At 69.7% G+C, this 25,764-nt stretch carries 25 protein-coding genes; 14 read left to right on the top strand and 11 right to left on the bottom strand.

Annotated elements, in window-relative coordinates; all coding sequences use genetic code 11:
* Positions 1-72 precede the first annotated feature (72 nt).
* On the bottom strand, positions 73-1,116 hold the full coding sequence (locus tag ACAV_RS01720; RefSeq protein WP_013592862.1) for a rod shape-determining protein: 1,044 nt from the start codon (positions 1,114-1,116) through the stop codon (positions 73-75).
* 206 nt (positions 1,117-1,322) lie between these two features.
* Here ACAV_RS01720 and gatC point away from each other — a divergent pair, with 206 nt between their 5' ends.
* Genes gatC through gatB form a run of 5 tightly spaced genes read left to right on the top strand, consistent with a single transcriptional unit; the run spans position 1,323 to position 6,837 of the window.
* The gene (gene gatC, locus ACAV_RS01715) at positions 1,323-1,622 is read left to right on the top strand and encodes an Asp-tRNA(Asn)/Glu-tRNA(Gln) amidotransferase subunit GatC (RefSeq protein WP_013592861.1); all 300 of its coding nucleotides are present in this window, start codon (positions 1,323-1,325) and stop codon (positions 1,620-1,622) included.
* A 22-nt stretch (positions 1,623-1,644) separates the two neighbouring features.
* Positions 1,645-3,150: an Asp-tRNA(Asn)/Glu-tRNA(Gln) amidotransferase subunit GatA gene (gatA, locus tag ACAV_RS01710; RefSeq protein WP_013592860.1), complete on the top strand. Its 1,506-nt coding sequence runs from the start codon at positions 1,645-1,647 to the stop codon at positions 3,148-3,150.
* A complete protein-coding gene (locus ACAV_RS01705) occupies positions 3,147-4,352 on the top strand; it encodes an RNA-binding domain-containing protein (RefSeq protein WP_013592859.1) in 1,206 nt (401 codons plus the stop codon). The genes gatA and ACAV_RS01705 overlap by 4 nt, the downstream gene beginning before the upstream one ends.
* Positions 4,349-5,368, top strand: coding sequence for a ParA family protein (locus ACAV_RS01700; protein WP_013592858.1), 1,020 nt, complete (start codon positions 4,349-4,351; stop codon positions 5,366-5,368). The genes ACAV_RS01705 and ACAV_RS01700 overlap by 4 nt, the downstream gene beginning before the upstream one ends.
* 8 nt (positions 5,369-5,376) lie before the next feature.
* Positions 5,377-6,837, top strand: coding sequence for an Asp-tRNA(Asn)/Glu-tRNA(Gln) amidotransferase subunit GatB (gene gatB / locus ACAV_RS01695; protein WP_013592857.1), 1,461 nt, complete (start codon positions 5,377-5,379; stop codon positions 6,835-6,837).
* Positions 6,838-6,873: 36 nt separating this feature from the next.
* On the opposite strand, the gene ACAV_RS01690 is transcribed toward gatB, so the two are convergent.
* Positions 6,874-7,563 (bottom strand): hypothetical protein, encoded by a 690-nt coding sequence (locus ACAV_RS01690; protein WP_013592856.1) that lies wholly within the window; start codon positions 7,561-7,563, stop codon positions 6,874-6,876.
* A 75-nt stretch (positions 7,564-7,638) separates the two neighbouring features.
* Positions 7,639-8,358, bottom strand: a complete 720-nt coding sequence (gene pyrE / locus ACAV_RS01685) for an orotate phosphoribosyltransferase (RefSeq protein WP_414692081.1) — start codon at positions 8,356-8,358, stop codon at positions 7,639-7,641.
* Here pyrE and ACAV_RS01680 point away from each other — a divergent pair.
* Positions 8,357-9,172, top strand: a complete 816-nt coding sequence (locus ACAV_RS01680) for an exodeoxyribonuclease III (RefSeq protein WP_013592854.1) — start codon at positions 8,357-8,359, stop codon at positions 9,170-9,172. The two genes, pyrE and ACAV_RS01680, sit on opposite strands and share 2 nt — an antisense overlap.
* 25 nt (positions 9,173-9,197) lie before the next feature.
* Here the strand turns inward: ACAV_RS01680 and dkgB are convergent, their stop codons facing one another.
* Positions 9,198-10,031, bottom strand: coding sequence for a 2,5-didehydrogluconate reductase DkgB (gene dkgB / locus ACAV_RS01675; protein WP_013592853.1), 834 nt, complete (start codon positions 10,029-10,031; stop codon positions 9,198-9,200).
* 55 nt (positions 10,032-10,086) lie between these two features.
* Positions 10,087-11,289, bottom strand: a complete 1,203-nt coding sequence (locus ACAV_RS01670) for an MFS transporter (protein WP_013592852.1) — start codon at positions 11,287-11,289, stop codon at positions 10,087-10,089.
* Between the two features lie 134 nt (positions 11,290-11,423).
* Between ACAV_RS01670 and ACAV_RS01665 the strand changes: the two genes are divergently transcribed.
* The 3 genes from ACAV_RS01665 to ACAV_RS01655 all read left to right on the top strand — a co-directional run bounded on the left by ACAV_RS01665 (position 11,424) and on the right by ACAV_RS01655 (position 13,264).
* Complete coding sequence (locus ACAV_RS01665) at positions 11,424-12,320, top strand: LysR substrate-binding domain-containing protein (protein ID WP_013592851.1); 897 nt, start codon at positions 11,424-11,426, stop codon at positions 12,318-12,320.
* A gap of 123 nt (positions 12,321-12,443) precedes the next feature.
* A complete protein-coding gene (locus tag ACAV_RS01660) occupies positions 12,444-12,665 on the top strand; it encodes a hypothetical protein (RefSeq protein ID WP_225977214.1) in 222 nt (73 codons plus the stop codon).
* 74 nt (positions 12,666-12,739) lie between these two features.
* Entirely contained in the window at positions 12,740-13,264 is a 525-nt protein-coding gene (locus tag ACAV_RS01655) for a GAF domain-containing protein (RefSeq protein WP_013592849.1), read from the top strand.
* 36 nt (positions 13,265-13,300) lie between these two features.
* Here ACAV_RS01655 and ACAV_RS01650 read toward each other — a convergent pair whose 3' ends face one another.
* Complete coding sequence (locus ACAV_RS01650; protein ID WP_013592848.1) at positions 13,301-14,212, bottom strand: bifunctional GNAT family N-acetyltransferase/nucleoside diphosphate kinase regulator; 912 nt, start codon at positions 14,210-14,212, stop codon at positions 13,301-13,303.
* Between the two features lie 87 nt (positions 14,213-14,299).
* Positions 14,300-15,592 (bottom strand): M20/M25/M40 family metallo-hydrolase, encoded by a 1,293-nt coding sequence (locus ACAV_RS01645; protein ID WP_013592847.1) that lies wholly within the window; start codon positions 15,590-15,592, stop codon positions 14,300-14,302.
* A gap of 167 nt (positions 15,593-15,759) precedes the next feature.
* On the opposite strand from ACAV_RS01645, the gene ACAV_RS01640 reads away from it, so the two are divergent.
* Positions 15,760-16,398 carry an MBL fold metallo-hydrolase gene (locus ACAV_RS01640; protein WP_013592846.1) on the top strand — a complete coding sequence of 213 codons (639 nt, stop codon included), beginning with the start codon at positions 15,760-15,762 and terminating at the stop codon, positions 16,396-16,398.
* Positions 16,399-16,581: 183 nt separating this feature from the next.
* Positions 16,582-18,099, top strand: coding sequence for an SLC13 family permease (locus ACAV_RS01635; RefSeq protein ID WP_013592845.1), 1,518 nt, complete (start codon positions 16,582-16,584; stop codon positions 18,097-18,099).
* A gap of 21 nt (positions 18,100-18,120) precedes the next feature.
* Here ACAV_RS01635 and ACAV_RS01630 read toward each other — a convergent pair whose 3' ends face one another.
* From ACAV_RS01630 to ACAV_RS01620, 3 genes are all read right to left on the bottom strand, one after another.
* Positions 18,121-18,975 carry a M48 family metallopeptidase gene (locus tag ACAV_RS01630; RefSeq protein ID WP_013592844.1) on the bottom strand — a complete coding sequence of 285 codons (855 nt, stop codon included), beginning with the start codon at positions 18,973-18,975 and terminating at the stop codon, positions 18,121-18,123.
* Between the two features lie 141 nt (positions 18,976-19,116).
* The gene (locus tag ACAV_RS01625; RefSeq protein WP_013592843.1) at positions 19,117-20,082 is read right to left on the bottom strand and encodes a DMT family transporter; all 966 of its coding nucleotides are present in this window, start codon (positions 20,080-20,082) and stop codon (positions 19,117-19,119) included.
* Between the two features lie 71 nt (positions 20,083-20,153).
* Positions 20,154-20,921, bottom strand: coding sequence for a helix-turn-helix domain-containing protein (locus ACAV_RS01620; RefSeq protein WP_013592842.1), 768 nt, complete (start codon positions 20,919-20,921; stop codon positions 20,154-20,156).
* 87 nt (positions 20,922-21,008) lie between these two features.
* On the opposite strand from ACAV_RS01620, the gene ACAV_RS01615 reads away from it, so the two are divergent.
* The 3 genes from ACAV_RS01615 (at position 21,009) to ACAV_RS01605 (ending at position 24,455) form a co-directional block, all read left to right on the top strand.
* Positions 21,009-22,370: an AmpG family muropeptide MFS transporter gene (locus ACAV_RS01615; RefSeq protein WP_013592841.1), complete on the top strand. Its 1,362-nt coding sequence runs from the start codon at positions 21,009-21,011 to the stop codon at positions 22,368-22,370.
* Between the two features lie 100 nt (positions 22,371-22,470).
* Positions 22,471-23,190 carry a response regulator gene (locus tag ACAV_RS01610; protein WP_041828505.1) on the top strand — a complete coding sequence of 240 codons (720 nt, stop codon included), beginning with the start codon at positions 22,471-22,473 and terminating at the stop codon, positions 23,188-23,190.
* Between the two features lie 20 nt (positions 23,191-23,210).
* On the top strand, positions 23,211-24,455 hold the full coding sequence (locus ACAV_RS01605; protein WP_013592839.1) for a HAMP domain-containing sensor histidine kinase: 1,245 nt from the start codon (positions 23,211-23,213) through the stop codon (positions 24,453-24,455).
* Positions 24,456-24,483: 28 nt separating this feature from the next.
* Here the strand turns inward: ACAV_RS01605 and ACAV_RS01600 are convergent, their stop codons facing one another.
* Entirely contained in the window at positions 24,484-25,758 is a 1,275-nt protein-coding gene (locus ACAV_RS01600; protein ID WP_013592838.1) for a YbfB/YjiJ family MFS transporter, read from the bottom strand.
* Positions 25,759-25,764 lie beyond the last annotated feature (6 nt).

Genomic DNA, 25,764 nt, shown 5'->3' with positions numbered 1-25,764 from the left:
TCGGGGCGCAGGCACGGCGGCCGGCCTGCCCGGCCGGCGGACCCGCAACCTCCGCCCCGCGGCATGGTCATGTCACTCGCTCGTGAAGATGCTGCCCTGGCGGTCCATGCGCTCGAGCGCGATGCCGCAGCCGCGGACCACGCAGGTCAGGGGGTCTTCTGCCACGAGCACGGGCAGGCCCGTCTCCTCGGCGAGCAGCCGGTCGAGGTCGCGCAGCAGCGCGCCGCCGCCCGTGAGCATCATGCCGCGCTCGGCGATGTCGGCACCCAGCTCGGGCGGGGTCTGCTCCAGGGCGTTCTTGACGGAGGAAACGATCTGGTTGAGCGGATCGGTGAGCGCCTCCAGCACTTCGTTGCTGGAGATGGTGAAGCTGCGCGGCACGCCCTCGGAGAGGTTGCGGCCCTTGACCTCCATCTCGCGCACCTCGGAGCCGGGGAAGGCCGAACCGATGCTCTTCTTGATGGACTCGGCCGTGGGCTCGCCGATCAGCATGCCGTAGTTGCGGCGGATGTAGCTGATGATGGCCTCGTCGAACTTGTCGCCGCCCACGCGGACGCTGCCCTTGTACACCATGCCGCCCAGGGAGATCACGCCGACTTCCGTCGTGCCGCCGCCGATGTCCACGACCATGGAGCCCGAGGCCTCGGAGACCGGCAGGCCGGCGCCGATGCCGGCGGCCATGGGTTCCTCGATGAGGTAGACGGCGGTGGCGCCCGCGGCCTCGGCCGCATCCTTGATGGCACGGCGCTCGACCTGGGTGGAGCCGCAGGGCACGCAGATGATGATGCGCGGGCTCGGCGTGAGCAGCGTGCGCGGGTGCACCATCTTGATGAACTGCTTGATCATCTGCTCGGTGATCACGAAGTCGGCGATCACGCCATCCTTCATCGGGCGGATGGCCTCGATGTTGCCGGGCACCTTGCCGAGCATGGCCTTGGCCTCGTGGCCGACCGCCTGGATGACTTTCTTGCCGTGGGGGCCGCCTTCGTGGCGGATGGCAACGACGGAGGGTTCGTCGAGCACGATGCCCTTGTCGCGGGCGAAGATCAGCGTGTTGGCTGTGCCAAGATCAATGGCAAGGTCGGTGGAGAAGTACCGACGGAAAGCTCCGAACATTCAGGAATTCCTCTCGGGCACGGCATGCGCGTCGGCCTGCCGTCGCCGGGTGTTTACAGGGTGTTTGTGGGCTTTTTTCGCACAATGACCGGCGGTGGGGAGGGTATTGCGGCAAAGCCGGGATAATACCGCATCCCCTGTGAATAACTCCCGCCCGGCCCTACGCCAGCGCAGCTTTACATCCCGTTTCCGGACCTGTTTTCCCTATGGCACTGACACCCCAGGACATTGGCCGCATCGCCAACCTGGCGCGGCTCGATCTGAGCCCCGCCGAAAGTGAGCGCATGCTCACCCAGCTCAACGGCTTCTTCGGCATCGTCGAGAAGATGCGGGCTGTGGATACCGCCGGCCTGGAACCCCTCTCCCACCCCGTGGCGGCCATCCAGGACATCGCCCTGCGCCTGCGGGAAGACACCGCGAGCGAGCCAGACCAGCGCGAGGCCAACCAGCGCAGCGCGCCCGCCGTGGAGCGGGGCCTGTTCCTGGTACCCAAGGTGATCGAATAACAAGAATAAGCATACGTAATCCATGAGCGAACCCTCCTCTCCCCTCCACACCCTGGGCGTGGCCGAACTGGCCGCGGCGTTGCGCGGCAAGCAGGTCTCTGCCGTCGAGACCGCCCGGCATTTCCTCGCCCGCGTCCAGCAGCACACCGGCCTCGGCGCCTTCGTGAGCATCAACGAGGAAGCCACCCTGGCCCAGGCCCGCGCGCAGGACGCGGCCATCGCCGCCGGCACGGCCGGCCCGCTGGCGGGCGTGCCCATCGCCCACAAGGACATCTTCGTCACGCGCGACTTCCCCAGCACGGCCGGCTCGAAGATGCTGGCCGGCTACCAGTCGCCCTTCGACGCCACGGTGGTCACGCGGCTGGCCGACGCCGGTGCCGTGACCCTGGGCAAGCTCAACTGCGATGAATTCGCCATGGGCTCGGCCAACGAGAACTCGGCCGTCGCTCCCCTGGGCGCCGATGCGCCCGCCCCGGTGCGCAACCCCTGGGCCACCGGCCGCGTGCCGGGCGGCTCCTCCGGCGGCAGCGCCGTGGCCGTGGCCGCACGCCTCGCCCCGGCCGTGACGGGCACCGACACGGGCGGCTCCATCCGCCAGCCGGCCTCGTTCTGCGGCATCACCGGCATCAAGCCCACCTACGGCCGCGCCAGCCGCTACGGCATGATCGCCTTCGCCTCCAGCCTGGACCAGGCCGGCCCGATGGCCCGCTCGGCCGAGGACTGCGCGCTGCTGCTCTCGGCGATCTGCGGCCCCGACCCGGACCGCGACTCCACCAGCCTGGACGTGCCGGCCGAGGACTTCACCGCGAAGCTGGGCGACAGCATCGACGGCCTGCGCATCGGCATCCCGGCCGAATTCTTCGGCGAGGGCCTGGCGCCCGACGTGCGCGCCGCGGTCGATGGCGCGCTCAAGGAATACGAGAAGCTCGGCGCGAAGCTGGTGCCGATCACGCTGCCGCGCACCGAGCTGTCCATCCCGGTGTACTACATCATCGCGCCGGCCGAGGCCTCGTCGAACCTGAGCCGCTTCGACGGCGTGAAGTTCGGCCACCGCGCCAGGGACTACACCGACCTGGTGGACATGTACAAGAAGACGCGCGCCGAAGGCTTCGGCGACGAGGTCAAGCGCCGCATCATGATCGGCACCTACGTGCTATCGCACGGCTACTACGACGCCTACTACCTGCAGGCGCAGAAGATCCGCCGCATGATCGCGGATGACTTCCAGAACGCCTTCAAGGAGTGCGACCTGATCGCCGGCCCGGTGGCGCCCACGGTGGCCTGGAAGCTCGGCGAGCACGGCAACGACCCGCTGGCCGACTACCTGGCCGACATCTTCACGCTGCCCGCCTCGCTCGCCGGCCTGCCCGGCATGAGCGTGCCCGCCGGTTTCGGCGAGGGCGGCATGCCCGTGGGCCTGCAGCTCATCGGCAACTACTTCCAGGAAGGCCGGCTGCTGAACGCCGCGCACCGCCTGCAGCAGGCGACCGATTTCCACCTCCGCACGCCCACGGCATTTTCGGCATGAGCTATACGGATGCGCAACTCCTTGACCTGCTCGCAGCGCCGGAGTCTCAGGTTCTGGAGCGCAAGGAATCCTTCGACAAGGATAAGGTGTGCAAGACCGTCTGCGCGTTCGCCAATGACTTGGCACGCAACCGCCAGCCCGGCGTGCTGTTCATCGGAGTCCGCGACGATGGCACCGTCGTCGGCGTCCAGGCCGATGACCGGTTGCGCTTGAGCATCGACCAGATCACCTCCGATGCCCGCATCCAGCCGTTGCCCAGCGTGACGGTACGGGTCCTTTCGGTGAATGGCCTCTCGGTGGTCGCCATCGTGGTGCATCCGTCGGCACTGCCCCCTGTCCGCTTCGACGGCAGGGCGTGGGTACGGATGTCCGCCAGCAACCGGCAGGCCCATCGTGAAGACGAGCGTGTGCTCGATGAAGTGCGCAGGACCAATGCCGGCCGGCCTTTCGACAGCGAAGCGATTCCAAGCGCCTCCGTGGATGATCTGGACTTGCGCTATTTCAAGGAAACCTACCTTCCCTCAGCGCTTGCACCGGACGTACTGGCCGCCAACGGCCGCTCCACGGAAGAGCAATTGGCCACCACGCGCATGGCCCTGGGCATTGCGCCCTGCCTTCCCACTGTCACTGGATTGCTGACCCTGGGCCTGTCGCCGCAGGACTTCCTGGCCGGGGCGTATGTGCAGTTCATCCGATACGCGGGCACAGAACAGGGCTCCGACATCGAAGACCAGGAAAAGATCACCGGTACGCTGGAAACGATGATTCTGGAGACGGAACGGCGTCTGAAAGCCCACATCCGGACGTCCTTGCGCATCCTCGGAGTGGACCGGGAAGTCGCCGCGCCGGACTATCCACTGGCAGCGCTGCAGCAGCTCTTCCGCAACGCAGTACTGCACCGTACCTACGAGGGCACCAATGCGCCGGTCCGGGTGTACTGGTTCGACGACCGCATTGAGATATGGAATCCGGGCGGCCCCTACGGCATCGTGACGCCCGAGAATTTCGGCGAGCCGTACATTACCGACTACCGCAATCCGTCGATTGCCGAGGCCCTGGCACATCTCGATTTTGTGCAACGGTTCGGCTTCGGCATCCAGAGCGCCCGCAAAGTGCTGCAGGACAACAGCAACCCACCGCCGGAATTCCGCGTGGAGCAGGGCTTCGTACTGGTCACCGTCCGGAAGAGGCCGACGGCATGACGTCCGTGCCCACTTTGACGTTCTTCAACAACAAGGGCGGCGTCGGCAAGACCACACTGGTCTATCACCTGTCCTGGATGTTCGCGGAACTGGGCGTGCGGACTCTGGTGGTGGACTGCGACCACCAAGCGAATTTGACCGCGGCCTTCGTCGACGAAGCAGCGCTTTCGGACCTGTGGAATCCCGCCAGAGCTGGCCATTGCGTAAGCACCATCTACGACGCCGTGAGACCACTCGCGCGCGCGGAAGATTTCTCCCCCCCAAAGACCATCGCCATCGATCCAAAACTGCAATTGATCGCCGGAGACATGGGCTTGTCCGCCTTCGAGGACCAGCTCTCGGAGCAGTGGACCCAGGCGCTGTTGGGCAACGAAGATGCACGCGAGCATGCCATGCTCGTGCTCAGTGCATTCTGGCGCATGGCGCAGGCCAAGGCGAGTGAGATGAATGCCGATTTAGTGATGTTCGACGTAGCCCCCAACCAGGGAGCCATCAACCAATCCGTGTTGATCGGCACGGACCATGTCGTCGTACCGCTGGCAGCCGATTGGCTCTCGCTGCAGGGCTTGCGAAATCTGGGGCCCGCGCTGCTGCGGTGGCGCATGGGCTGGAAAGACCGCACACTGCGCATTGGCGATGCGCTGGGACCGCTTCCCAGCGGAGAGATTCGGCCCGCCGGATACATCGTGGTGCAACAGCAGAAAACGCTATCGCGTCCGGTGCAAGCCTACGAGTCGTTGCTCGACCGGATTCCTGGTGATTACAGGCAATATCTGCTGCAGGAGAAGGACGGCGGCACGCTCCCGGACATCAAAAGCGACCCCTACTGCCTTGCACTGCTACGCCCTTACCATGGCCTGATGATGCTCTCGCAGGAGGCGCGCAAGCCCGTCTTCAAACTCCGTTCGGCAGACGGTGCCATCGGCAGCCACGCTGCCGCCGTGACCCGCGCCTACCAAGACTTCCACACCCTCGCCTTGAAAATTCTTTCCCGTATCGGCATCACGCCTGCGTGAAGCACCTTATGCCAGCCAAGTCATCACTTCTCATCCACGGCTACGAAGTCGTCATCGGCTTCGAGACCCACACCCAGCTCGCCACGCAATCGAAGATCTTCAGCCGCGCGCCCACGGCCTTCGGTGCCGAGCCCAATACCCAGGCCTGCGCGGTGGACCTGGCCCTGCCCGGCACGCTGCCCGTGATGAACCGCGAGGCCGTGGCCTGCGCCATCCGCCTGGGCCTGGCGCTGGGCTCCAGGGTCGCGCCCGAGAGCATCTTCGCGCGCAAGAACTACTTCTACCCCGACCTGCCCAAGGGTTACCAGATCAGCCAGTTCGAGATCCCGGTGGTGCAGGGCGGCGAGGTGTCGTTCTATCTCGGTGACGAGAAGAAGACCGTGCGCCTGGTGCGCGCCCACCTGGAGGAAGACGCTGGCAAGTCGCTGCACGAGGACTTCATCGGCCAGTCGGGCATCGACCTGAACCGCGCCGGCACGCCGCTGCTGGAGATCGTGACCGAGCCCGACATCCGCAGCAGCGAGGAGGCCGTGGCCTACGCCCGCGAACTGCACAAGATCGTCACCTGGATCGGCATCTGCGACGGCAACATGCAGGAAGGCTCGTTCCGCTGCGACGCCAACGTTTCCGTGCGCAAGCCCGGCCAGCCGCTGGGCACGCGCCGCGAAATCAAGAACCTGAACAGCTTCAAGTTCATGCAGCAGGCGATCGACTACGAGATCCGCTGGCAGATCGAGCAGATCGAGGACGGCCACGCGATCCAGCAGGCGACCGTGCTGTTCGACCCGGACACGGGCGAGACCCGCGCCATGCGCACCAAGGAAGACGCGGCCGACTACCGCTACTTCCCCGACCCGGACCTGCCGCCGCTGCGGATTTCGGAGCAGTGGGTGCAGGAAGAGCGCGCGCGCATGCCCGAACTGCCGCGCACCATGGCCGCGCGCTTCGTGGCCGACTACGGCCTGCCGGAATACGACGCGACCACGCTCACGCAGTCCAAGGCCATGGCGGCCTACTTCGAGGAGGCGGCGAAGGCCAGCGGGCAACCGAAGCTCGCCAGCAACTGGATCATGGGCGAGGTGTCGCGCCGCGTGAACGCGGGAGAGACCGACATCGCCGCCGCGCCGGTCACGGCCGCGCTGCTGGCGAAGCTGATCGCACGCATCGCCGACGGCACCATCTCCAACGCTGCCGCCCGGCAGGTGTTCGATGCGCTCTGGACCGGCGAAGGCACTGACGTGGACGCGGTCATCGAAGCCAAGGGCCTCAAGCAGATGAACGACTCCGGCGCGCTGGAAAAGATCATCGACGAGGTGATCGCCGCCAACCCCGACAACGTGGCCCAGTTCAAGGCCGGCAAGGACAAGGCGTTCAACGCACTGGTAGGCCAGGCCATGAAGGCTTCCAAGGGCAAGGCGAACCCGCAGCAGGTCAACGAGATGCTGCGCGCGCGGCTCGCGGCCGCCTGACGCGGAAACACGCCACGGCCGGGCCGCCCCGCCCGGTCAGCGCGAAGCCGGCATCGCGGGCATGCCCTGCTGTGCGGCCCAGAGTTGGCGCAGCTGGGCCAGCTCCGCATCGAAGCGCTGGTGCACCCGGCGCTTTTCGTCTTCCTGCGAGGCGATGAAACGCTGCTGCTGGGCGAGCGACTCCTCCTGTTCGGCGATCTGGCGGCGCAATGCCATGGGGGCCTTGGACGGATCGCGGCGGTAGAACTCCATCTCGGCGTCGAGCGCCTTGCGCTGGCGCCGCAGTTCGGCCACCCGGGCCTCGGCCACGGCCGTCACCTCGTTCACTTGCGCAATGGCCGCCGCGCGTTCGGCATCGTGCGCGGCCTTGTCCGGATAGCGGGCGACCAGTACCCGCTCGCGGCGCCGCTCCTCGGCGGCGCGCGCCCGCTCGTCGGCCTCCTTGCGGCGCTGGGCCTCCACCGCGGCGCGCTCCTGGTCGGACAGGATGGGGCCCACGCGCGTGCGCTCCGTGCCGGACGGCCCCAGCACGCGCTGCTCCCGGTCGGAGCACTCGGGGATGGGGCGGTCCGCGGTGAGGCGGCGGCCCTTGGCATCCACGCAGGTGTAGATGCCACCGGGCCCCGGCTGCTGCTGCGCCTGGGCCGCGGCACCGCACAGGAAGGCCAGCGCCGCCCCGGCACCCGCGCGCCAGAGGCTCAGTTGCTTCACCGGAAGGGCTTCCATGCTGTGCAGGTGTCCGTGCTCTCCCGCCGCACCGGAAAGGGCCGGCGCGGCGTGCGAAGAAAGGTCAGGCGCGGTTCAGACGCCGTAGCGCTGGCGGTAGGCCAGCACGCGCTCGTGGTGGGCGCCCATGTCGGAGCCCCCGCGGTCCTGCAGATATTGCAATAAATCGGCCAGCTTGGCGATGGTGCACACCTGCATGCCCAATTGGCCACGCACGTACTGCACGGCGCTGTGGTCCACGTCCTGACCGTTCTCGGTGGCCTTTTCCTGGCGATCGAGGGCAATGGCCATCGCATGGGGAACGGCCCCGGCGGCCCGGATGAGCGCGATGGATTCGCGCGCGGCGGTGCCGGCGGACATCACGTCGTCCACGATCAGTACGCGGCCCCGCAGCGGCGCGCCGACCAGCGTGCCGCCTTCGCCGTGGTCCTTCGCCTCCTTGCGGTTGTAGGCGAAGGGGACATTGCGGCCGTGGCGTGCCAGCTCCACCGCCACCGTGGCGGCCAGCGGGATGCCCTTGTAGGCGGGCCCGAAGACCATGTCGAATTCGATGCCGCTGGCCAAAAGGGCTTTTGCATAGAATTCCGCGAGCCGGCCCATCTTGGCGCCATCGTCGAAAAGCCCGGCATTGAAGAAGTACGGGCTCATGCGGCCCGCCTTGGTCTTGAATTCGCCGAACCTGAGCACGCCCGCCTCCACGGCGAAGTGCACGAATTCCTGGGCGAGGCGGTCCGCCGACGCGCCCCCTCCTGCCATTTCCTCTCCCGCCTGCCGCTGCGCGCCGTCTGCCACCATGGATGCTTCCCTTTTCAAATTGACCAGCCTGAACCTCAACGGCATCCGCTCCGCCGCCTCGAAAGGCGTGGAGGCCTGGATCGCCGAGACGCGGCCGGATTGTATTTGCGTGCAGGAGATCAAGGCCCAGTCCGCCGACATGGAAGGCCGTTTCGAGACCCTGGCCGGCCTCAAGGGGCATTTCCACTACGCGACCAAGAAGGGCTACTCGGGCGTGGGCATCTATACCCGCCACGAGCCGACCGACGTGCGCGTGGGCTACGGCTCGTCCGAGTTCGACGCCGAAGGCCGCTACGTGGAGGCGCGCTTCGACACGCCCGCGCGCAAGCTCTCGATCATCAGCGCGTATTTTCCGAGCGGCTCGTCGGGCCCCGAGCGCCAGCTGGCCAAGTTCCGCTTCCTGGCGGAATTCCACGTGCACCTGATGCGCGTGAAGGAAGAGCGCGAATTCATCCTCTGCGGCGACGTCAACATCGCCCACCAGCAGATCGACCTGAAGAACTGGCGCAGCAACCAGAAGAACAGCGGCTTCCTGCCCGAAGAGCGCGAGTGGATGACAAAGTTGTTGCACCAAACCGACCCGGGCGGCGGCCTCGTGGACGTGTACCGCCTGCTGCAGCCCGACACCACCGAGACGGCCTACACCTGGTGGAGCAACCGCGGACAGGCCTATGCGAACAACGTGGGGTGGCGGCTGGACTACCACCTCGCCACGCCGGCCATCGCGGCGCTGGCGCGCACCGAGTCCATCTACAAGCAGCAGAAGTTCTCGGACCACGCGCCGATCACCGTGGGCTACGACCTGGCGATCTGAGCCCAGGTTCCAGGCGCCCGGCGGATCAATCCCAGGCCGGCGCCAGCCCTTCCGGATCCACCAGCCGGCCGCCGCGGTCCAGCGCGGCGATGCGCCGCATGTGGGCATCCTCCAGCCGCAGCTGCGTGGCGCGCAGGTTCGAGGCCAGGTGCTCGCGGCGCGTGGACGAAGGAATGACGGCAAAACCCGACTGCATCGCCCAGGCCAGCGCGACCTGGGCCGGCGTGGCATCACATTCCTGCGCGATCGCCTGGATTTCCGCATCCTGCAGCATCTGTCCGTAGCCCAGCGTCATGTAGGAGGTGGTGTGGATGCCCTGGCTGCGCGCGAAATCCACCACCGCCCGGTTCTGCAGGTAGGGGTGCAGTTCGATCTGGTTCGTGGCGATCATGTCCGACCCCACGGCGGCCACGGCCTCGCGCAGGAGCGGCACCGTGAAGTTCGACACGCCGATGCGCCGCGCGAGCCCGCGGGAGCGCGCTTCGGCCAGCGCCTCCAGGCTTTCGGCCAGCGGCACGGCGCCGCCGGGCGAGGGCCAGTGGATCAGCGCCAGATCGACGTAGTCGGTGCGCAACTTCCGCAGGCTCTCCTCCAGGCTGGGAATGAGCCGGTCGCCGGCGAGGTGGTCGGTCCAGACCTTGGTGGTGAGGTAGAGATCGCCCCGGGCCACGCCGCTGGCGGCAACCGCCTGGCCCACCTCGGCCTCGTTGCCGTAGATCTGCGCGGTGTCCACATGGCGGTAGCCGAGGTCGAGGGCATTCGCCACCGAATCGATGGCGGCCTGGCCCTGGAGCCGGAACGTGCCCAGGCCGAACGGCGGCACGGGCGGCTGGGTGGAAAGAGAAGCGGATGCCTGCATGGAAAACTCCTTGTCGATGAATGAATGAATGGATGGATGGGCCGGTCCCCACGCCTCAGTGGCCCGCCGCAGCCGGACGGCCGCCGCGCATCGCGGCCCCGCCGCGGGCATCGAGCACACCGCTGGCCTGGGTGAGCGCCAGTGCGCCCAGCACCACGACCGCACCGATCCAGGGCGTGTGCATGAGGCCCAGGTGCGTCACGATCAGCCCCCCGGCCCACGCCGCGCCGGCAATGCCGAGGTTGAACGCGGCGATGTTCAGGCCCGAGGCCACGTCCACGGCCTGCGGCGCGACGCGTTCGGCCTGCCGCACCACGTACAGCTGCAGGCCCGGCACGTTGCCGAAGGCCACTGCCCCCCAGAGCAGCACGGTGGCCACGGCCAGCCAGGGGTGCGGCGCGGTGAACTGCAGGAGCAGCAGCACGGCGGCCAACAGCGCGAAGATGATGCGCAGCGCGGGGATCGGCCCCAGACGGTCGGCCAGCCGGCCGCCCCAGAGGTTGCCCGCGGCCACCGAGACACCGTACACCAGCATCACCCAGCCCACCGCGCTTTCGCTGAAGCCCGACACGCCGGTGAGGATGGGCGCGAGGAAGGTGAACGGAATGAAGGTGCCGCCGTAGCCGATGGCCGTCTTGGCATACACCAGCAGCAGCCGCGGTTCGGCCAGCACGCGGGCCTGCTGCAGGAGCGAGGCCGGCGGCACATGCGCGATGCGCCGCGGCACGAAGAGCGCGCTGCCCGCGAAGGCCAGCATGCCGAGCCCCGCCACGGCGAGGAAGGTCTCGCGCCAGCCGAAGTGCTGGCCGATGAAGGTGCCCAGCGGCACGCCGGTGACCAGCGCCACCGTGAGCCCCGCGAACAGCGTGGCGATGGCGCTGGCCGCCTTCTCGCGCGGCACCAGGCCGGTGGCGATGGTCGAGCCGATCGAGAAGAACACGCCGTGCGCGAGGCCCGTGAGCACGCGCGCGGCCACCAGCGTGCCGTAGCCCGGGGCCTGCCAGGCCAGCAGGTTGCCGGCGGTGAACAGCGCCATGAGCGCCAGCAGCAGGGCCTTGCGCGGCAGCCGGCCGGTGAGCGCGGTGAGCACCGGCGCGCCGACGGCCACGCCCAGCGCGTACAGGCTGACGAGCAGGCCGGCCGAGGGCAGGCCGATGCCGAGGTCCGCCGCCACGGTGGGCAGCAGGCCGACGATGACGAATTCCGTCGTGCCGATGGCGAACGCACCGAGCGTCAGCGCGAACAGGGCAATGGGCATGGGATGCACTCCTTGTTATCACAGGTCGATGCCAGGAGTGTGGGCGCTTCACCTTTGCGGAAAAAGCCCGTTATCGGCAGAATATATTTGCCTCAAAGTCAACAATCCAAAACCACCCACCCCACCGGACCGCCATGAAAACCACCCTCGAAGAACTGCAGGCCTTCGCCGCCGTGGTGGACGGCGGCTCGGTCACCGCCGCCGCCGCGCAGCTGGACCAGACGGCGTCGGGCGTCAGCCGGGCGCTGGCACGGCTGGAGAAGAAGCTCGACACGACGCTGCTGCGCCGCACCACGCGCCGCATCGAGCTCACGGAAGAAGGCCAGGCATTCCTGGTGCGGGCCCGCGCCATCCTCGCGGCCCTGGACGAGGCGGAAGAGCACATGGCCGCACGCAGGAGGCAGCCTGCAGGGCGCCTGCGCGTGAACGCGGCCACGCCGTTCATGCTGCACGTGGTGGCGCCGCTGGTGCCGGCCTTCCGCAGCGCCTATCCGCAGATCGCCCTGGAACTGGACACCGACGAACGCAACATCGATCTGCTGGAGCGGCGCACGGACGTCGCCATCCGCATCGGCGCCCTGCGCGACTCCACGCTGCATGCCCGCCCGCTGGGCTCCAGCCGCCTGCGCGTGCTCGCCAGCCCTGCCTACGTGGCAACGCACGGCCGGCCGAAGTCGGCAGCGGCCCTGGCGCAGCACACCCTGCTGGGGTTCACGCAGCCCGAGGCGCTCAACCTCTGGCCGCTGCGAGGGCCTCACGGCGACGCATGGCCCGCCACGCCGGACATCGCAGCCTCTAGCGGCGAAACCCTGCGCCAGCTCGCGCTGGAGGGCGCCGGCATCGTCTGCCTGTCGGACTTCATGACCGCGCGGGACCGCGAGCGTGGCGACCTCGTGCAGTTGCTGGCCCGGGACACGGCAGACGTGCGGCAGCCCATCAGCGCGGTGTACTACCGCAACACGCAGCTCGCGTCGCGCATCGCCTGCTTCCTGGATTTCCTGGCCGCGCGGCTGGCCGGCCCCGGACATTGAGACGCCCCCTGTAGGACCGCACCGGGTCCTGCGCGCAGGCTTGCGCGAGCGCAAGGCCGCACGGCCCTGAGGCGCTTCAATGGCGCCATGCGCACCAGGAACATTCCCTTCCTCCGCCCCGGGATGTACGTACGCTCCCGCAACGGAAACATCCGCATGCTGGTGACCTGCGACAACGGCGATGGCTCCGTCATCTGCTTCTGGTTCTGCGAGGAGCGCGACCGGCTGGTCTGGCAGCGGTTCGCGTGCGGCGACCTGTGCCCGGACCTGCGGCCCGGCACCCGGCCGTCCGCGGGCAAGAACGTCCCGCGACGCGGCAACCACTTCAGGCCTGCCAGCGCGTGAGGGGCCGTGCCCGGCCGTACGCTCTGTTGCAGACTGCCTCTTACGCGTGCACCCGCCGGTGCTTAGACTGGGCCATGTTCCTCGACTACAACCCCGACGACCTCGATGTCCGGATTTCGGAACTGCTGGTGGCCACCAGCGACTCCGCCGACCCGGAACTGCCGTCCGCCGTTCCGGCCGTCCTTCGCCTGCTGCGCACGCGGCTGGACATGGACGTGGCCTTCGTCTCGCAGATCGCGGACGGGCGCCGCACGATCCAGGCCGTGGACCATGCGCCAGGCTTCGATCCCCTTCCGGAAGGCACGTCCGACCCGGTCGAGGAAACCTGGTGCCAGCACGTCATCGAGGGCCGGTTGCCGGAACGCGTGGAGAACGCGGCCGCCTACGTCAAGGCAGGAAAGGCCCCGGATCCGGGGTATCCCGTGGGCACGCTGCTGAGCACGCCGGTGCGCCTGCCGGGCGGCGGGGTCTATGGCACGCTGTGCTGCTTCAGCCGGGGCATCCACCCGGAGGCCGACATCGGCCGACTGCGGTACACGGCCGACCTGCTGGCATCGCGGCTGGAACCCGGGCCCGGAAAGCCGGCCTCCGCCCGCTGAGCGGGCAGTCCGGCGGCGCCGTCGCCACCACAGGGCCTACAAGTGGAAATCGCCCCGGGCCTCCGGCTGGTACAGCACCTTCCGCACCCGGATGCGGCGCGTACGGTCCGCGATCCGCCAGCGGAAGGCGTCGCCCTCCCGGTAGCCCAGGATCGCGGTGCCCAGGCCCGAACAGACGGAATGCCTGCCCGCGGCCTCGTCCGCATCCTGCGGATAGACCAGCGCCACCTCCACCGTTTCGCCGTCCACCTCCAGCAGGGCCCTGGAATTCATCGTGACGACGTCCTCCGCCACCTGCCGCGGATCGACGACGGTGGCCCGCTCGATCTCGTGCTCCAGCTCGAAAATCTCCGGATCCTGGTGGAACGCGACGAGCTCCCTGAGCCGGGCCTCGTCGATCTCGGTGACGTGGATGGAAGGGATGCCCGCTGCGGGGCTTTCGCGCAGGAGCCTGAGGTAGCGATCCGCACCCATGGCCAGGGACGTCACCGAAGGCCCGTCGCTGTGCAGCGCGAATCCGCTGCGCAGGAAAGCGTTCAGCGACCGCGCGTTGTCCGGATGGACTTTGGCGATGAGCCTCTCGGCCCGCATGTCGAAAAAGGCGAGCTTCATGCCTTCCCGGATCGCGCTGGCCCCGAGCCGGCGCCCCCAGTTGGCGCGGTCGCCGATGGCCAGGACCATCTCGCAGTCCGGGCCGTCCTTGACGAGCCGGACGAAGCCCACGGGCACGTCGTGCCGGTCGCAGGCCATGAAGAACCGGCCGCCCTGGTTGAACAGATGCGTGAGCACCGGCAGCTGGACGCGGCCGACCACCTGCCCGATGGACCGGGAGACATCGCGCGCATCGCTCAGGTAGCGGGTCACGCCCTCGTCTTCCAGCCAGTCCATCAGCAGGAGCGCGTGGGCCCGGGTGATTTCCGGGCACAGGGAAATGAAAGGCTTGTTCATCTTCACCCCATCGGGTTGCGAGTATGAAAGCCTTCCATGGCCAGGGCCATGGCGGTTCTTTCGAAAAAAGGATCTGCCTGGCCCGGGTTACCTGATCCGGTCGCGAGAAATGTCCATCACCATCCTGGTAGCCAGATACAGCCGGGGCACGATGGTGCCGATCTGCACGTATTCGGCATTGTTGGAATGGGCGCCGTAGCCCGACAGTCCCATGCCCTCGACAACGGCGCCCCTGGTCTTCAGTCCGGCAAAGGCTGCGTCGGTGCCGCCACCGGTGGCCCTTTCGGCGACTTGCAGCGGCAAACCCAGCTCCTGGTAGATAGTCTTGCCATAGCCGGCTACCCGTCGCGAGGCATCGGTCGCTTCCAATGGCGGGCGGCGCACCTCGAATTTCACGGTGACCGTGGAGGCCGGCAGCAGTTTCGTCTGCACCCTGGCCTGCAGCGATTTCTCCAGCCCGTCGAAGTCCGACACCCTCAGCGCGCGGGCATCGGCCTGCGCGGTGGCCTGGGCGGGGATCACATTCCGGTTGGTACCGGCCTGGGCGACGGTCCAATTGAGCTTCAGCCCGTCTTCGGTCTTCGACAGGTCCTTGAGTTGCAGCAGTTGGTGCGACAGCTCATAGAGCGCGTTGACACCGTCCTCGGGCCTTGCGCCCGCATGCGACGCCTTGCCCTGCACCGTGAGGTAGGCGGCACCGATGCCGCTGGTGGCCAGTCGCAGCGTGCCGTCCGTGCCGCCGCCTTCGAAGGAGAACACCGCATCCTGGTCCGCTGCGAGTTGCGTGATGGTGTTGCGCCAGCCGGGCGAACTGATCTCCTCGTCACCGTTGACCAGCACCGTCAGGGTGCCATAGTCCTTGAACCCGAGCTTGTGCAGCAACGCTACCGTGTGGATGATCAGCGCGACGCCCTGCTTGTCGTCGGAGATGCCCAGGCCGTAAGCCTTGTCGCCTTCGATCCGGAACGGCTGGTCCTTGAGCATGCCCTTGAGATAGACCGTATCCATGTGGGCGATCAGCATGATCTTCCTGCTGCCGGTTCCCCGATATACCGCCTTCACCGCAGGGCCCACCTTTTCGGGCGTATCGTCCAGGCGGTGAATGTCGGAGGGCTGCAGCACCTCCACCGTGCCGCCAAAGGCCTTGAGCTGGCCGGCAATCAGCCCGGCGATCTGATTCAGCCCCTCGATGTCCTTGCTGCCCGACTCGATCTGGACCAGATCGCGGAGAGTGTCAAGCACGGCCGGCTGCTCCTTCCGGGCGAGGTCGTGCACTTCGGCCACAGGCTCTGCATGCGCGGCTGCAACGGCGAAACCCAGGGACAGTGCGACAACGATGGGGCGAAGTGCGGAGGTCGAAGTTTGAGAGTTGTGGCGCATGGGTCTGTAGGGGACTTCGGTGGTGTAGGAAGTGGGCAATTATGGATGGGGCCTTTCGGCGACACGCTCCCGCAACGGCATCGCCGGGGTGCTGCCGCGTCCCGGGGTTGTTCGAGCTGCACAGGGCCGGCAACAATGGCGCTTTTCAGCGCGCCCCTTCCAGCCCCATGCTCCACTACCACACCCACCCCGTCACCGCCTTCCAGCAGAACTGCTCGCTCGTCTGGTGCGATGGCGCGCAAGCGGCCGCCGTGATCGACCCCGGAGGCGACCTCGACCAGGTGCTCGCGGAGGTGGAGCGCCGCGGCCTGCGGCTGGAGCAGATCTGGCTCACGCATGCCCACATCGACCATGCCGGCGGCGCGGGCGAACTGTCCGAACGGCTGTCCCTGCCGATCACCGGCCCGCATCCGGGGGACCAGTTCTGGATCGACGGGCTGCCGCAGCAGAGCGCGATGTTCGGCTTCCCGCCCGCGCGGCCCTTCACGCCCACGCACTGGCTGCACGACGGCGACACGGTGCAGATCGGCAACGAGACGCTGCACGTGCGGCACTGCCCCGGCCACACGCCCGGCCACGTGGTGTTCCATGCGCCGCAGATCCAGCGCTGCTTCGTGGGCGACGTGCTCTTCGCCGGCAGCATCGGCCGCACGGACTTCCCCCAGGGCAACCACCAGGACCTGATCGACAGCATCGTGCAGCGCCTGTGGCCCATGGGTGACGAGACGGTGTTCATTCCCGGACACGGGCCGGAGAGCACCTTCGGACGCGAGCGGCGCAGCAATCCCTACGTGGGCGGCACCTGAACGGCCCTCCCGCGGCGGGACACGGCGAAGGCCACGGCCGCGCATCCACCCGGCCTTGATGCCGGTCAACGCCCCGAAGGCGGCATGCAGGCATCCTTTCCGGCAGGCCTGATGGCACCGCGCGATCGGCAGTTTCCGATCCATGGCGGGCCACGGCCGCACCGTGAAAGCCAAGCCTCCGCCATGACGACGACACCCGTCCCCTCGCCCTCTCCTGTCGCTCCGATCACCTCGCAGCCCGAGCCCGATTCCCGCCGCAAGCTCGGCTACCTGCTGCTCGCCCTGGGCCTGTATGCCCTGGTGCTGGCCCTGCCGGCCCCGGCCGGGCTCTCGCCCTCGGGCCAGGTCGCCCTGGGGTTGCTGGTGCTCGTGGTCACGCTGTGGATCAGCGAATGCGTCTCGCCCGCCAACAGCGCGGTGCTGCTCACCGGCATGGCGGTGGTGGGGCTGATGGGCAAGCCGCTCACGCCGGGCGCCAAGCCCATGGGCTCGGCCGATGCGCTCACCGTGATGCTGGGCGGTTTCTCGTCCACGGCCGTGCTGCTGGTGGCCGCCGCGCTGTTCCTCGCCGTGGCGCTCAAACACACGGGACTGGACCGCCGCGTGGCCCTGCTGGTGATGAGCCGGGTGGGCATTTCGCCGGCACGGCTCACGCTGGGCGCGATGCTGGTGGGCTTCGTGCTGGCGCTGTTCATTCCGTCCGCCACGGCGCGCGTGGGCGCGGTGATACCGATCATGGTCGGCATCACCGCGGCGCTCGGCCTGCCCGTGGGCAGCAGCCTGGGTGCCACGCTGATGATCGTGACGGCGCAGGCCTGCTCGATCTTCAACATCGCGGTGAAGACGGGCGCGGCGCAGAACCTCATCAGCCTGAATTTCATGCAGGGTGCCTTCGGGCACGGCGTGACCTGGGGGCAGTGGTTCCTGGCCGCCCTGCCCTTCACCATCGGCATGTCCGTGGTGCTGTTCTTCGTGTCGCTGTGGCTGCTGCGCCCGCAGGTGCCCGACGCCGAAGGCGCCGCGGGCAACCTGCGCCAGCAACTTCGGGCCGTGGGGCCCGTCAGCGCCCCGGAAAAGCGCCTGATCGCCGTGGCGCTGCTGCTGCTCGTGCTCTGGTCCACGGAAGGCACGCTGCACCCGTTCGATACGACCACCACCACGCAGCTCGGCATCGCCCTGCTGCTCATGCCGCGCATCGGCGTGATGCACTGGGCGCAGGCCGAGAAACTCGTGCCCTGGGGCACGGTGGTGCTGTTCGCGGCCTCGATCTCGCTCGGCACGCTGCTGCAGCGCACCGGTGCGGCCGGCTGGCTGGCCCAGCAGACGCTGGGGCAGCTGGGGCTCGCGGCCCTGCCGGTGGTATCGGTGATCGGCGCGCTGGCGGTGTTCAGCATCGTGCTGCACCTGGGCTTCGCCTCCGCCACGGGCCTGGCCAGCACGCTGATCCCGATCTTCATCGCCTTCGTGCAGACGCTGCCGGTCTCGAAGGAGACGGCATTCGGCATCGTGCTCGTGCAGAGCTTCGTGGTGTCGTTCGGCTTCATCCTGCCGACGAACGCCCCGCAGAACATGCTGTGCTACGGCACGGGAGCCTTCGGCACGATGCAGTTCGCCAAGGTGGGGCTGGTGGTGACGCTGGCAGGCCTGGCACTCATCCTGCTGCTGTCGGCCACGCTGTGGCCGTGGATGGGCGTGCTCTGACGCTGCGCAGGTGGCGCGGGCTCAGCCGCGCCGCGCGGCCTGGTAGAGGCCCTGCACGCGCGGCACGTTCTGCTCCAGTTCGCGGATGCGGTCCGGCCCGCTCGGGTGGGTGGACAGGAACGCGAGCCCGCCCTGGCTGCCGGTGGCCTCGCCCATCTTGCGCCAGAGCGTGACGGCGGACTCGGGGTTGTAGCCGCCACGGGCGGCCATTTCCAGGCCGACGAGGTCGGCCTCCGTCTCGTCGCTGCGGCTGAACTTGAGCGAGATCAGCTGCGTGCCGATGTTCGCGGCCGCGTTGCCCAGGTCGCCCAGGCCCAGCAATTGCGCGCCGAGGGACAGGCCCATGCTCGTGGCCTGCGTCTTGGCCAGGCGGGCGCGGGCGTGCTCGCGCAGCGCATGGGCCATCTCGTGGCCCATGACCATGGCGGCCTCGTCGTCGGAGAGCTTGAGCTGGTCCAGGATGCCGGTGTAGAAGGCGATCTTGCCGCCCGGCATGCAGAAGGCATTGATCTGCTTGCTGCCGATCAGGTTGACCTCCCACTTCCACTGCCGCGCGCGGTCGTTCCACTGGGCAGAGAAGGGGATCAGGCGCTGGCCGATGCCGCGCAGGCGCACCAGCTGGGGATGGGTGTCGCCGGCCAGGGCGCGCTGGGCCTTGGCCTTGGCGAGCATCTGGTCGTACTGCTGGTCGGCGGCGGCCTCCAGTTGCTCGGCAGGCACGAGGCGCCGCATCTGCGAGGCGGAGCCCACGTCCACCTGGGCCAGCACCGGAGCAGCGGCCGCCGCGCCAGCCGCCAGCAGGAAGCCCCGCCGCGCATTCCAGGGCCCGGTGCGCAGGGCGGTGCAGAAGCGGCAGCCGGTGTCGGAATGCGGCATGGCCGCTGCAGACCCATCGACGGCCGGAAAAGGGGAAGTCGGGTGATCGTTCGGCATGATGGGGGTGAGTCTAGTGCGCCATGCCGCAGCGCGGCTGTAGGCCGCCCGCGCAAATGTCCATGCAGCCGAAGCGGCGCCCCTTCACCCCGCTGCGGACCCCTTGCGGCCACGGATCTCCGACCAGACCACGATCAGCAGGCCGCCGAGCACGCCCGCCAGCCCCCACACGGCCATGGCGGATGGCGACTCCCCCACCACCGCCACTGCCAGGGCGAACGCGGTGACCGGTTCGGCCAGCGCAAGGGTGACGCCGGTCGCGCCGCTGATGTGCCGCAGCGCGTGCGTGAACAGCAGGTACGCCAGCCCGGTGGCCACCAGGCCCAGGTACAGCACCACCCCCCAGGCGCGCGCCGAGACCGCGAGCGGCCCGGCAATGGCGAACGCGGCCGGCAGGGACAGCAACGCGGCCGAGCCGAACACCGCCAGGTTGACCGCCCCCGGAGCGGCGCGGGCCACCAGCCGCTGGTTGATGAGCGCATAGGCGGCGTACGACAGGCCCGCCAGCAGGCACAGCACGATGCCGCCGGGCGGTGCCTGCACGCTGGTGCGGCCGTCCAGCGCCATGGCGGCCCCGCCCGCCACGCCGAGCAGCGTGCCCGCCCACCACACGGCCGCGGGCCAGCGGCGCTGCACCACGGTCTGCAGCAGACCGGCCCAGATCGGCCCGCTGCCGATGGCGATCGCCGTGCCCAGCGCCACGCCGCTGGCCTTCACCCCGGCGAAGAAGCTCAGGTTGTAGGCGGCCACGCAGACCCCGCCGGCCAGGACGCCGCGCCAGGGCAGCGCGCCGAGGCCGCGTGCGCCGCCCTGCCACCGCAGCAGCGCCGCGAAGAAGGCACCGGCGATCAGCAGCCGCAGCGCCCCCACCCACACCGGAGCCAGGCCGGAAGGCGCGAGGCTCTGTGCCGTGCCCGTCGTGCCCCAGAGCACGGCGGCGAGCAGCACCATGCCGATGCCCAGCGGCGCGCGGGCGGCGGACGGTGCCGGCAGCCGGGAGGTGGCGGACGGTGGCGTCGTGGAAGAGGTCGCGGGCTTCGGGGAGGACATGGCTGCAAGCGTGCCACGCGGCGCAGCCACCGGATGTCGCGCAACGCTCGAAGTGAGCACTGCGCCCTGCGTCAGTCCCTGCCCGCATCCCCCCGCAGCGCGCGGGCACCGGTGCCGCGCTCCCGGCGCAGCGCGCTCGCCAGGGCCGTGCCCGTGGCGTAGCCGCAGGCCAGGGCCGCATCGTCGAGCCGCTGTCCGCGCGCGATGCGCTGCGCGGCGGCATCCAGGCGCAGGCCGCGCAGCCAGGCCTGGGGCGTCGCACCCGTGAGTTCCAGCCAGCGCGCATGGAAGCGCTGCGGGCTCAGGTGGCACAGGGCCGCCATGCGGGACGTGGGCCAGGGCTCGTGCAGGGCGGCCTCCACGGCCTGCTGCAGCCGCTCCAGCGGCAGCGCCCTGCGGGCCAGCACGCGAGGCGCACGGCCCAGCAGGGCTTCCAGGTGGGCGGCCACCTGCCCCCCCTGCGCGACGGGCGCGCTCCACACGCCGGGCAGCGAGGGCAGGCTGGGTGCACTGCCGGCCCCGCCTCCGATGGCACGGGCCAGGCCGTCGCGCGCCTGGGCCGGCACGGCGAAGCGGCGCAGCCGGTCCATGCCCGGTTGCGCCGCCGCATCGACCACGCAGAAGCGGGCCCCGGGCGAGGCCAGGTAGCCGTGCCGCGCGCCGGCGGGTATCAGGATGCCGCAGGAGGCGTCCACGAACGCCGCGCGGCCGTCCACCTCGAGTTCCATGCGCCCCTGCAGCCCGACCAGCACCTGCGCATGGTCGTGCGCATGCGCGGCGTGCTCCCCGCCGTAGTGGCGCAGGGTGCAGGAAAGGAAGGCGGGGGTTCCCGGCAGCATGGCCCGGATGGTACGCCCGGCGGCCCGCCCCGATAATGCCGCCACGCCCGGCCGCCCCCGCCCCGGGGGGCGGCCACGCACTTGCCCATGACCTCCACGCAGCCCTCCGAGCCTCCATCGTCCGCGCCCTCCGTGCCCGCACCGCCCCGCCGTTCCTGGAGGGCCGCCCGGAAGGTCTATGCCGAACCCGCCAGCCTGCGCATGCTCGCCCTGGGTTTCTCCGCCGGCCTGCCGCTGCTGCTGGTGCTGGGCACGCTGTCGTTCTGGCTGCGCGAGGCGGGCGTGGACCGCACCACCATCGGCTACCTGAGCTGGGTGGGCCTGGCCTACGCCTTCAAATGGGTCTGGGCGCCGCTGGTGGACCGCATGCCGCTGCCGTTGCTCACGCGTGCACTGGGCCGGCGCCGCAGCTGGCTGCTGTTCTCGCAGGCGCTGGTGATGGCGGGCCTGGCGGGCATGGCCTTCAACGATCCGCGCGCGGCCCTGGCGCCCATGGTGTGGTGCGCGCTGGCGGTGGCCTTCGGCTCGGCGACGCAGGACATCGCGCTCGACGCCTTCCGCATCGAGTCGGCCGATGCCGACCGGCAGGCCGCGCTGGCCGCCACCTACCAGACGGGCTACCGGCTGGCGATGATCTGGGCCGGCGCCGGCGTGCTGTGGGTGGCCGCACGCGCCGAGGTGCCCGGCCTCACGGGCTACCAGCACGGCGCCTGGCGCACTGCCTACCTGGTGATGGCCGCCTCGATGCTGGTGGGCGTGCTCACGGTGCTGCTCTCGCGCGAGCCCGCGCCGCGCCCGCTGCCGCCCGCACGCAATGCGGCCGAATGGCTGCGCGGCGCGCTGATCGATCCGTTCGCCGATTTCATCGCACGCTACCGCTGGCAGGCCGCGCTGATCCTGGCGCTGATCGCCGTGTACCGCATCAGCGACGTGGTGATGGGCATCATGGCCAATCCGTTCTATGTGGACATGGGCTACACCAAGGACGAGGTGGCCGCGGTCACCAAAGTGTTCGGCGTGATCATGACGCTGGCCGGCGCGTTCCTCGGCGGCGCGCTGTCGATGCGCGTGGGCGTGATGCGCGTGCTGATGCTCGGCGCCCTGCTGAGCGCGGCCAGCAACCTGCTGTTCGCCTGGCTGGGCCTGCAGGGGCACGACGTGGCCCTGCTGGTGCTGGTGGTCTCGGCCGACAACCTGGCAGGGGGCATTGCCTCGGCCGCGTTCATCGCCTACCTTTCGGCCCTCACGAATGTGCAATATTCGGCCACGCAGTACGCGCTGTTCAGCTCCATGATGCTGTTGCTGCCCAAATGGCTCGCGGGGTTCTCGGGGCGCTTCGTGGATGCCTTCGGCTATCCCGAGTTCTTCGCGGCCACGGCACTGCTGGGCCTGCCCGTGCTGCTGCTGGTGGCGCTGGCCGCGCGGGTGCAGCAGCGCCCGCCGGGCTGAGCGCCGCCGGTTTACCGAAACTTTACGGCCACTTCAACGCCCCGAGATGCACCGGGGAGAGCATGACATCCCGCCCCTGCGGAAGGAGACGAGAGACGCCATGAGTACCGCCCAGCTGTTGATGATCGAAGACGACTTCCGCCTCGCGCAGATGGTCATCGAATACCTCGGCCAGTCGGGCCTGGAAGTCACGCACATGGCCGACGGCCAGAGCGGCATGGCGCGGCTGCAGGGCAGCGATGCCGGCCCGCTGCCCGACCTCGTGATCCTGGACCTGATGCTGCCCGACATGGACGGCCTGGACGTGTGCCGCCGCATCCGCTCGCTGCCCGGCGCCGCGGCCCAGGTGCCGGTCCTGATGCTCACCGCCAAGGGCGACCCGATGGACCGCATCATCGGGCTGGAGCTCGGCGCCGACGACTACCTGCCCAAGCCCTTCGAGCCGCGCGAGCTGCTGGCCCGCATCCGCGCCATCCTGCGACGCCGCGAGACCGGGCCCGCGGCGCCCTCGCAGGCCCTGCGCTTCGGCTCGCTGGAGATCGACCGCGACGCACGCTCCGTCACGGTGGGCGGCCAGCCGGCCGACCTCACCTCCTACCAGTTCGACCTGCTCGTGGCGCTCGCGGAGCGCGCCGGCCGCGTGCTCACGCGCGACCAGATCATGGAGGCCGTGCGCGGCCGCGAGCTGGAAGCCTTCGACCGCTCCATCGACGTGCACATGGGCCGCATCCGCGCCGCCATCGAATCCGACCCCAAGAACCCCCGGCGCATCCTGACCGTGCGCGGCGTGGGGTACGTGTTCGCCAAGCAACAAGACTGACGGCACGCAAGCCATCCCCCATGTCGAATCCGTTTTCCCGCCGCCTCTACCTGCGCATCTGGCTCGCCGTGGTCGGCGGGATGGCGGTGCTCACGCTGGCGGTGGGCTGGGCGTGGCGCATCGCGTCGGAGCAGAACGCGCTGTCGCAGCCGGCGCCGCCGCCCCGCGAAGTGGTGCTGCTGGATGCCTCGGGCCAGACGATTCTGCGCGGACTGGCGATCCGCGTGCCGCCTCCGGCAGGCGCGCCCCCAGGCAAGCTGGAGTTCAGCGTGGAAGGCGAAGACGGCCAACTGCCGCACACGCTGCAGTTCTCGCCGCGCGTCCATCCTCCGGGTGGCGAACGCGACAGGCGTGGCGGACCCGAAGCCGCGTTCTGGACGCGCCCTCCCTTCGGTTTTCTCTGGATGCTGGGCATCGTGGGCATCGCGGTGGCCGTGGGGGTGTTCCCCATCATCCGCCGCCTGCTCAAGCGGCTGGAGAACCTGCAGCGCGGCGTGCAGCGCTTCGGCGAGGGCGACCTGTCGACGCGCGTGCCCGAACATGGCCAGGACGAGGTGGCCGACCTCGCCCGCCAGTTCAACGCCGCGGCCGCGCGCGTCGAAACCCTGGTGAAGTCGCACAAGTCGCTGCTGGCCAATGCGTCGCACGAGTTGCGCTCGCCCCTCACGCGCATCCGCATGGGGCTGGAGCTGATGCAGGGCAGCACGCCCTCGCCGGCGTTCCGCTCCGAGATCCTGCGCAACATCGCCGAGCTGGATCAACTGGTGGACGAGATCCTGCTCGCCAGCCGCCTCGACGCACGCGAGGCCGACATGGGCACCGTGGAAACGGTGGACCTGATGGGCCTGGCCGCCGAGGAGTGCGTGCGCGTGGACGCCGAACTGCAGGCGGCCGACGGCACGGCCGCCGATGCGCTGGAAGTGCGCGGCATCGCCAAGCTGCTGCGCCGCGCGCTGCGCAACCTGCTGGAGAACGCGCGGCGCTACAGCCAGGGCGACATCACCGTCACGCTGCGCAGCACGGCGACGCAGGTGGAGGTGAGCGTGTGCGACCAGGGCCCCGGCGTCCCTCCGGCACAGCGCGAACGCATCTTCGAGCCCTTCTACCGCCTGCCCGGCGCCAGCGAACGCTCGGGCGGCGTCGGCCTGGGCCTGTCCCTGGTGCGCTCCATCGCGGAGCGGCACGACGGCAGCGTGTACTGCACAGACCGGCCCGACGGCGCGGAAGGTGCCTGCTTCGTGCTGCGGCTGCCACGCGCCGGCTGACCGACACGCGCCCGCGCCGCGCGGCGCATCAGGCCCCCTCCGGCTGCGGCGGCCAGCGCCATGCCATCGCACCCAGCACCGCTGCTCCCAGGCCCAGCGCACCGGCCGCCATCGCCAGGCCGTGCGCGAACCCCTGCTGCGGCGTGGCCGCATGGTGCAGGGCCCATGCCACCAGCGGCGGCCCGGCGATCTGGCCCAGGCCGTAGGCCACCGTCAGCAGGCCCGCGAAGCTGTCGCCCGCCGCGGGCCAGATGCGCCGCGCCTCCTGCAGCGCATAGAACGTGATGGCGGTGAAGGGCAGCCCCAGCAGCAGGCTGCCCAGGGCGAAACCCGGCACCCCCGGCCATGCGAGGCCCAGGCCGATGGAGAAGGCCTGCAGCACATAGCAACCCGCCAGCAGCCGGCGCCGGTCCCAGGCCGCCGGGGTGCGTGTGGACAGGGCCGCGCCCAACGCCACGCCCGCGCCGAACACCGGCCAGAACAGGTCGGGCCAGGGCGATCCGGCCGGCAGCACCCCGCGCGCGATCACCGGCAGGAACGTGGCGGTGACGATATAGCCCAGCCCCGCCAGGCCGTAGGCCAGCGTGAGCAGCGCACGGGCGGGCGGGCCACCCCGGGCCGCAGGGGCGGCGGTTGGCGCCGACGCGGGCCCCGGCGCGCCGGCCGCTGGCTGCGCCGCCCCGCGCACCACCGGCCAGACCAGCGCGCACAGCAACGCGCAAAGCAACCCGAAGACGGCCCAGCCCGCAGCCGCCCGCCAGTGCGCCGACACCATGGCGCTGGCCGACAGCCCCGTCAGCGCGATCCCCAGCCCCGGCCCGCAGAAGATCAGCCCGCCCAGCGCCGGCTGCCCCAGCGCCACCAGCCGCGCCATGCACCAGGACGACACGTTGAGGAACACCACCGCGCTGGCCACGCCCGCGGCCGCGCGCAGCAGCGGCCATGTGCCGGGCAGGGGCAGCGCCATGCCGCAGGTCAGCAGCACGGTGACCGCCAGCCCCCAGCGCGTGAGCCGGGCTCCCTGCCATGACCGGGCCGTGCCCGGCGCCAGCCACGGCAGGGCCATGCAGACCAGGGCGCCCACCAGATAGCCCACGTAGTTGACCGTGGCCAGCCAGCTGCCGCCCGCCAGGGTCAGCACGCCATCGCCCAGCATCATGGGCAGCAGCGGGGTGAAGGCGAAGCGGCCGATGCCCATGGCGGCGCCCAGCGCGGCCATGCCGGCCAGGGCGACGGCCAGGGGACGCTCCCACAGGGCGGGAGCCATGCGGTCAGGATCGGATGGAGCGGGATCGGGTGCCATGCGGCT

Source organism: Paracidovorax avenae ATCC 19860 (assembly GCF_000176855.2).
Classification (GTDB): domain Bacteria; phylum Pseudomonadota; class Gammaproteobacteria; order Burkholderiales; family Burkholderiaceae_C; genus Paracidovorax; species Paracidovorax avenae.
Note: the sequence above shows the minus strand (reverse complement) of the source record. Positions and strands in the feature narration are given on the sequence as shown.

Bases quoted from the DNA above. Each gene is read 5' to 3' on its own strand.
- ACAV_RS01720 (WP_013592862.1), bottom strand. From the start codon at position 1,116: ATGTTCGGAGCTTTCCGTCGGTACTTCTCCACCGACCTTGCCATTGAT.
- gatC (WP_013592861.1), top strand. From the start codon at position 1,323: ATGGCACTGACACCCCAGGACATTGGCCGCATCGCCAACCTGGCGCGG.
- gatA (WP_013592860.1), top strand. From the start codon at position 1,645: ATGAGCGAACCCTCCTCTCCCCTCCACACCCTGGGCGTGGCCGAACTG.
- ACAV_RS01705 (WP_013592859.1), top strand. From the start codon at position 3,147: ATGAGCTATACGGATGCGCAACTCCTTGACCTGCTCGCAGCGCCGGAG.
- ACAV_RS01700 (WP_013592858.1), top strand. From the start codon at position 4,349: ATGACGTCCGTGCCCACTTTGACGTTCTTCAACAACAAGGGCGGCGTC.
- gatB (WP_013592857.1), top strand. From the start codon at position 5,377: ATGCCAGCCAAGTCATCACTTCTCATCCACGGCTACGAAGTCGTCATC.
- ACAV_RS01690 (WP_013592856.1), bottom strand. From the start codon at position 7,563: ATGGAAGCCCTTCCGGTGAAGCAACTGAGCCTCTGGCGCGCGGGTGCC.
- ACAV_RS01680 (WP_013592854.1), top strand. From the start codon at position 8,357: ATGGATGCTTCCCTTTTCAAATTGACCAGCCTGAACCTCAACGGCATC.
- pyrE (WP_414692081.1), bottom strand. From the start codon at position 8,358: ATGGTGGCAGACGGCGCGCAGCGGCAGGCGGGAGAGGAAATGGCAGGA.
- dkgB (WP_013592853.1), bottom strand. From the start codon at position 10,031: ATGCAGGCATCCGCTTCTCTTTCCACCCAGCCGCCCGTGCCGCCGTTC.
- ACAV_RS01670 (WP_013592852.1), bottom strand. From the start codon at position 11,289: ATGCCCATTGCCCTGTTCGCGCTGACGCTCGGTGCGTTCGCCATCGGC.
- ACAV_RS01665 (WP_013592851.1), top strand. From the start codon at position 11,424: ATGAAAACCACCCTCGAAGAACTGCAGGCCTTCGCCGCCGTGGTGGAC.
- ACAV_RS01660 (WP_225977214.1), top strand. From the start codon at position 12,444: ATGTACGTACGCTCCCGCAACGGAAACATCCGCATGCTGGTGACCTGC.
- ACAV_RS01655 (WP_013592849.1), top strand. From the start codon at position 12,740: ATGTTCCTCGACTACAACCCCGACGACCTCGATGTCCGGATTTCGGAA.
- ACAV_RS01650 (WP_013592848.1), bottom strand. From the start codon at position 14,212: ATGAACAAGCCTTTCATTTCCCTGTGCCCGGAAATCACCCGGGCCCAC.
- ACAV_RS01645 (WP_013592847.1), bottom strand. From the start codon at position 15,592: ATGCGCCACAACTCTCAAACTTCGACCTCCGCACTTCGCCCCATCGTT.
- ACAV_RS01640 (WP_013592846.1), top strand. From the start codon at position 15,760: ATGCTCCACTACCACACCCACCCCGTCACCGCCTTCCAGCAGAACTGC.
- ACAV_RS01635 (WP_013592845.1), top strand. From the start codon at position 16,582: ATGACGACGACACCCGTCCCCTCGCCCTCTCCTGTCGCTCCGATCACC.
- ACAV_RS01630 (WP_013592844.1), bottom strand. From the start codon at position 18,975: ATGCCGCATTCCGACACCGGCTGCCGCTTCTGCACCGCCCTGCGCACC.
- ACAV_RS01625 (WP_013592843.1), bottom strand. From the start codon at position 20,082: ATGTCCTCCCCGAAGCCCGCGACCTCTTCCACGACGCCACCGTCCGCC.
- ACAV_RS01620 (WP_013592842.1), bottom strand. From the start codon at position 20,921: ATGCTGCCGGGAACCCCCGCCTTCCTTTCCTGCACCCTGCGCCACTAC.
- ACAV_RS01615 (WP_013592841.1), top strand. From the start codon at position 21,009: ATGACCTCCACGCAGCCCTCCGAGCCTCCATCGTCCGCGCCCTCCGTG.
- ACAV_RS01610 (WP_041828505.1), top strand. From the start codon at position 22,471: ATGAGTACCGCCCAGCTGTTGATGATCGAAGACGACTTCCGCCTCGCG.
- ACAV_RS01605 (WP_013592839.1), top strand. From the start codon at position 23,211: ATGTCGAATCCGTTTTCCCGCCGCCTCTACCTGCGCATCTGGCTCGCC.
- ACAV_RS01600 (WP_013592838.1), bottom strand. From the start codon at position 25,758: ATGGCACCCGATCCCGCTCCATCCGATCCTGACCGCATGGCTCCCGCC.